5 protein-coding genes are annotated in these 3,739 nt (G+C 63.0%); all 5 read left to right on the top strand.

What is annotated here, in order from left to right; all coding sequences use genetic code 11:
• Positions 1 to 363 (top strand): 50S ribosomal protein L11 (gene rplK / locus Q8P46_08860; GenBank protein ID MDP2620273.1); only part of this gene is annotated, 363 nt, incomplete at its 5' end.
• A gap of 3 nt (positions 364 to 366) precedes the next feature.
• Positions 367 to 1,062, top strand: coding sequence for a 50S ribosomal protein L1 (gene rplA / locus Q8P46_08855; protein ID MDP2620272.1), 696 nt, complete (start codon positions 367 to 369; stop codon positions 1,060 to 1,062).
• A gap of 356 nt (positions 1,063 to 1,418) precedes the next feature.
• Positions 1,419 to 1,937: a 50S ribosomal protein L10 gene (gene rplJ / locus Q8P46_08850; protein ID MDP2620271.1), complete on the top strand. Its 519-nt coding sequence runs from the start codon at positions 1,419 to 1,421 to the stop codon at positions 1,935 to 1,937.
• A 47-nt stretch (positions 1,938 to 1,984) separates the two neighbouring features.
• Positions 1,985 to 2,368: a 50S ribosomal protein L7/L12 gene (rplL, locus tag Q8P46_08845; protein ID MDP2620270.1), complete on the top strand. Its 384-nt coding sequence runs from the start codon at positions 1,985 to 1,987 to the stop codon at positions 2,366 to 2,368.
• A 282-nt stretch (positions 2,369 to 2,650) separates the two neighbouring features.
• The coding region (locus tag Q8P46_08840; protein MDP2620269.1) for a DNA-directed RNA polymerase subunit beta at positions 2,651 to 3,739 on the top strand (1,089 nt) is incomplete at its 3' end.

Raw genomic sequence — 3,739 nt, 5'->3', positions numbered from 1 at the left:
CCGATCGGCCCGGCGCTTGGCCAGGCCGGCTTGAACATCATGGAGTTCTGCAAGGCGTTTAACGCCCAGACCCAGAAGATGGAGCAGGGCATGCCGATCCCGGTGGTGATCACCGCCTACCAGGATCGCACCTTCACTTTCATCACCAAGACGCCGCCGGCCAGCTATTTCCTGAAGAAGGCGGCGAACCTGGAAACCGCCTCCAAGGAGCCGGGCAAGGATATCGTTGCCACCGTGACCAAGAAGCAGATCCGCGAGATCGCCGAGAAGAAGATGGCCGACCTCAACACCACCGATATTGAAGCGGCGTGCCGGATGATCGCCGGCTCGGCCCGCTCGATGGGCATTCAGGTGCAGGAGTAGGCAATGGCCCGCGACAGCAAGCGCCTGAAAAAGGCCTACGAGCCGATCGACCGGGATCTTTCCTATAGGGTCGCGGAAGCGGTCAAGATCATCAAGGACGGCGCCACCGCCAAGTTCGACGAAACCATTGAGATCGCCATCAATCTCGCTGTTGATCCCAAGCACGCAGACCAGAACGTGCGTGGCACGGTGACGCTGCCGCACGGCACCGGCAAGGCGCTGAAGGTGGCAGTGTTCGCCAAGGGCGACAAGCTGAAGGAAGCACAAGCCGCGGGCGCTGACCTTGCCGGCGGCGACGACTTGGCGGAGAAGATCCGCAATGGCGAAATCGGCTTCGACCGCTGCATCGCCACCCCCGACATGATGGCGGTGGTCGGCAAGCTCGGCAAAATCCTCGGCCCCAAGGGGCTGATGCCGAATCCCAAGCTCGGCACCGTCACCATGGACGTCGCCGGCGCCATTAAGTCGGCGAAAGCCGGGCAACTCGAGTTCCGGGTCGAGAAGGCGGGCATCGTTCATGCCGGTATCGGCAAGGCCAGCTTCTCGCATCAGCAACTGGTTGACAACGTGTCAGCCTTCGTCGACGCCATCGCCAAGGCGAAGCCGAGCGGCGTAAAGGGTACCTATATGAAGCGCGTCAGCCTGAGTTCGACCATGGGACCGGGCCTGAAGCTGGACATCGCCAGCCTGCGCGGCTGACGCAACGGAGATTTGATCCCGGCTCGGCCGGGTGGAGGAATGATCGGAATCGCCGCCGGGGCCATTGGCCCGGGCGGTGGCGGGAGCGGCGAAGACCCTGCTCCCATCCTGTCCGAGACAGCAGGTGCCGCCGGCCGGCGTGCCGGACGGCGGTTTAAGGGGGGTCCCGCCTGCCGAGACAGTGTGAGAACCGTTTTCAGGCGCGCCCAAGGGCGTCTCAGAACGGCTTGAACTGTTGCACTGGACAGGCGTCAAGGGTTACCCGGGGTGCGGCCCGAACAGGCTGCCGGGGAACCGAGGTGCAACGGCGGTGCTCCCCGGATTACGGGGCGGCCGCCACGAACTGGAGACGATTAGTGGACCGAGCACAAAAGCAACAGATGGTCTCCTCGCTGCGTAAGACTTTCGAGGCTGCGAACCTCGTCGTCGTCGCCCATTACACGGGGCTGACGGTGGCCGAGATGAGCAAGCTTCGGAGCCGGATGCGCGCGGTGGGCGCCAGCTTCAAAGTGACCAAAAATCGGCTCACGCGTCGAGCTCTCGAGGGAACTAAGTACAAATCCCTCGAAGGCATGTTCATCGGACCCACGGCGATTGCCTATTCCGCGGATCCGGTGGCGGCCGCCAAGGCGGCGATCGACTTCGCCAAGACCAACGAGAAACTCGTCGTCGTGGGCGGCGCCCTTGGCGACAAGCAGCTCGACCTCGCTGGGGTCACGGCGCTGGCGAGCCTGCCGTCGTTGGAAGAACTGAGGGCGAAGATCATCGGCATGCTCAACACCCCGGCGACAAGGATCGCCGGCATCCTGCAGGCGCCGGCCGGGCAGATCGCCCGCGTCCTCGGCGCCTACGCAAAGGCAGGCAAAGCCGCGTGATTGCCGTATTCCAGTATCGACAGATTCAAGCCCAAGGAGATTGAACAATGGCTGACTTGCAGAAAATCGCGACCGACCTTTCGAGCCTGACCGTCATGGAGGCGGCTGAGCTCTCTAAGATGCTCGAGGAAAAGTGGGGCGTATCCGCCGCCGCGCCGGTGGCCGTTGCCGCCGTTGGTGGCGGGACTGCCGCGGCAGGTGGCGAAGCCGCCGCCGAGAAGACCGAATTCGACGTCATTCTGGTCAAGGCCGGCGACAAGAAGATCAACGTCATCAAGGAAGTGCGGGCCGTCACCCAACTTGGCCTGAAGGAGGCCAAAGACCTGGTCGAATCGGCGCCGAAGCCGGTCAAGGAAGGCGTCCCGAAGGCCGAGGCCGAGGCGATCAAGAAGAAGCTGGAAGAAGCCGGCGCCACGGTCGAGTTGAAATAGCGACGGCGCCGGTTATATCCGGCGCTGTGCGGAAGACAAAGACGGGAGCGGTGACGGCAGGAAACGCCGTCGCCGGCTCCACGTGAAACTGGCATCCGCCCGCATTGGCCTTGCCGCGGCCGGTAAAGCGGATGCTCTTGCCCCGCCGGGCAGCCCAAGCCGGGTTCCTTGAACCCCGATCGGCTTGGGCGACGCCCGGTCAGCAACAATGGCGGCTTCCCCCGCAGGCAGCGGTGGCCGAGCGAGGGAAGGCCGATTGGATATGGAGCGTGAGGAACGGTAATGGCTAAATCCTTCACGGCCCGCAAACGCGTGCGGAAACATTTCGGTCGCCTGGCGGCGGCCGTCGAGATGCCGAACCTGATCGAGGTCCAGAAGACCTCGTATGAGCAATTTCTTCAGCGCGAGGTGCCCGCCGACAAACGCACCGCGAGCGGCTTGCAGGAAGTGTTCAAGTCGGTGTTCCCAATCAAGGACTTTTCGGAGCGCGGCACCCTCGAATTCGTCAAATACGAGTTCGAACCGCCGAAATACGACGTCGAGGAATGCCAGCAGCGGGGCATGACCTTCGCCGCGCCCCTAAAGGTGACGCTCCGGCTGGTCGTTTGGGACGTCGACGAGGAGACGCAATCGCGTTCCATCCGCGACGTCAAGGAACAGGACGTCTACATGGGCGATATGCCGCTGATGACCGCCAACGGCACCTTCGTCATCAACGGCACCGAGCGCGTGATCGTATCCCAGATGCACCGCTCGCCGGGTGTGTTCTTCGACCACGACAAGGGGAAGACCCACTCGTCGGGCAAATTCCTGTTCGCTGCTCGCATCATTCCCTATCGCGGCTCGTGGCTCGACTTCGAGTTTGATGCCAAGGACCTGGTGTTCGTGCGCATCGACCGCCGGCGCAAGCTGCCGGTGACGACACTGCTGATGGCGCTCGACAGCGACGACACGCAGAAAATCCGCATCAAGCGCTCGCTCACCGGCACGCAGATGCAACCCGGCGAGGTGACCGGCATGTCGCCGGAGGCGATACTCGACTATTTCTACAAGAAGGTTGTGTTCACCCGAGTCAAGAAGGGCTGGAAGACCGAGTTCACCGGCGAGCGGATGCGCGGCGTCAAGCTCAACAACGACCTGATCAACGCCAAGACCGGCCGCGTCGTCGTCAAGGCTGGCGTCAAGATCACGCCGCGCCTCGTGCGCGAGCTACTGGAGAAAGGGCTGGAGGAACAGCAAGTTCTCGAGGAGGACTTGATCGGTCGCTACATTGCCGTCGACTTGATCAACGAGCAGACGGGCGAGGTCTATGTGCAGGCCGGCGACGAGATCACCGAGGCGACGCTGGAGGCCCTCAACGTCGCCAAGATC

Source organism: Hyphomicrobiales bacterium (assembly GCA_030688605.1).
Taxonomy (GTDB): Bacteria; Pseudomonadota; Alphaproteobacteria; order Rhizobiales; family NORP267; genus JAUYJB01.
This window is presented reverse-complemented; position numbering and strand designations above follow the sequence as displayed.

Bases quoted from the DNA above. Each gene is read 5' to 3' on its own strand.
- rplA (MDP2620272.1), top strand. From the start codon at position 367: ATGGCCCGCGACAGCAAGCGCCTGAAAAAGGCCTACGAGCCGATCGAC.
- rplL (MDP2620270.1), top strand. From the start codon at position 1,985: ATGGCTGACTTGCAGAAAATCGCGACCGACCTTTCGAGCCTGACCGTC.